Raw genomic sequence first — 2048 nt, forward strand, 5'->3', positions numbered from 1 at the left:
CCTGTCTTTAGCCTCGTAAATTCTTCCCCAACCCCCGTGGTTGCTTAATTGTTCCCATTTTTTTAGAAGATAAATTTAACTTATATTTGCTTTATATTATGCTTAGGTTTTACTTTTATGATATAATGAGTAAAAATCTGATTCCGGAGAGTCTATGCCTACAATTACTCTGCAGCACTACAAACGAGGTTCTCACTACTACGCCAGCATCATCGAAACCTTTCGAGACCCGGTTACCCGCAAGAACTCTTCTCGGACTTTGGAAGCTTTAGGAGATATTTCTGAAAAAATGAAGGAGGATCCAAACTACCTTCAATCTTTAAAAGACAGAGTCAAAGCTCTGCGCTCGGATGCCTCACGTGCAGAACAACTCCAAGAGGCTGCGGTTCGGCGGATTGCGCCTGCGGTTTCTGATTCTTCGGCAGCTGCCTCAGCTCCTCGGCTGCATTACGGGATGGCTCCCATACGAAAAGTCTGGGAAAAGCTTGGCTTAAACGCATGGTTCCGTAAGGCCGGATACAACAGAAAACTTTCTTGGGATTTAGATTTGGCCGTGTTCTATCAAGTGGCCAGCCGTATTCTCAGTCCCATGAGCCGGCGGGGAATGAGAAGACAATGTCCGCGCCATTTGTTCAAGTTTGACTCTGTATCACTGGATCAACACTACGAAGCTTTAGACATTCTTGCTGCTTCTAAAACGACCATCATCAAAAAACTTGATGAAGCTGTATCCAAGGAAATTGCGCGGGATTGTTCCTTAGTCTTTTATGACGTAACCACTTTCTACTTTGAGAGCTTTGAACCTGATTGTTTACGCGAAAGAGGCATGAGTAAAGAGCACCGGACTCATGAGACACAGGTTCTTCTCGGTTTATTAATTGATCGCTGCGGCATTCCTCTGGACTATGAAGTTTATCGCGGCAATACGGCAGAAGTTAAAACTTTAATGAAGGTTGTTGAGTCGTTCCGGCAGAAATGTCCGCAGGGCAAACCCATCGTTGTGGCTGACAGAGGACTTAACAGCAAAGAGAATCTTTCCAAGCTGATTGAAAACGACTGTGCCTTTATCGTGGCGCACAGTCTTCACCGGCTCAGCAGCAAAGAGTTGGATAACTTGTTTAGCGAGGACGGCTGGAAATATAAATTTGATTCAGAAACAGGCGAGATGTCATGGAAGATGAAGACAATGGACTGTCCTGAAGCGGTTAAACAAAAAGAATCACGAGAGGTTGTTAACCCGCGTTTGATAGTGACTTGGTCGGCTAAGCGGTATGCCCACGACATGAAGGAATTAAATTTGCAATGGGAGCAAGCTAAGAAGATGATGAGCGCCGGCAGCGGCAGAATTGATGCCTCATTTAAACGAGGCTCGAGACAATTTCTGAAAAGAGTAAAGCAGTCGGATCCGGATAAAAAAGCTCAAGAGGAGCGTTATGAACTAAACCGTGAGCTTTATGAACGGAAAATAAGATTTGCAGGCTATTACGGGTTGATTACTTGCTGCGAAGACTTAAGTGATGAGGAGATTTACTCGAGACTGAGAGAATTATGGAAGATAGAGAACTGCTTCCGAGTAATGAAGTCAGTACTGTGTACGAGACCGATTTATGTAAGAACAGAGGCACATATCAGGGGGCACTTTGTTGTTTGTGTTCTGGCATTGGCTTTGGAGAGGTTCATGGCATTTAAGCTTCGTGAGGCAGCTATAGAGTACTCTCCGGAGATGATGGTTGAATTACTGATGTCTCCGACAGTCTCTCCGATTGAAGGGGTAAAAAACAAGGTGAAGCTGTACCTTAAAACGGGAGAACAAGAGCTGGAGAAACCGGAAAGCAGCTACTCTAAGAGCGTGGATCTGAACCAAGAAGCCGAAAAAGTGATGGCTGTCTTTGGGGTTGAACCACTCCCAACACTCACCACCGTGGTTGATATTACAAAGCGTCTCGGAGTCAGATTGCCAATATAAGTGACTTTTGTCTGCTCAAAAAATGATATAACCCTCTGAATTAAGAGGGTTTTGTTTCATTTTTACAAACTAAAGACGAGAA

Annotated in this window: 1 protein-coding gene; it reads left to right on the plus strand. The window is 44.3% G+C overall.

Going from position 1 to position 2048, the window contains the following annotated elements:
- Positions 1-154: 154 nt before the first annotated feature.
- The gene (locus tag E5987_RS12585) at positions 155-1966 is read left to right on the plus strand and encodes an IS1634 family transposase (RefSeq protein WP_160336414.1); all 1812 of its coding nucleotides are present in this window, start codon (positions 155-157) and stop codon (positions 1964-1966) included.
- Positions 1967-2048 lie beyond the last annotated feature (82 nt).

It is taken from the genome of Parasutterella muris (assembly GCF_009767915.1).
Taxonomy (GTDB): Bacteria; Pseudomonadota; Gammaproteobacteria; order Burkholderiales; family Burkholderiaceae_F; genus Parasutterella; species Parasutterella muris.

Excerpts from the sequence above, each read along its gene's own strand:
- E5987_RS12585 (WP_160336414.1), top strand. The coding sequence starts at position 155 with ATGCCTACAATTACTCTGCAGCACTACAAACGAGGTTCTCACTACTAC.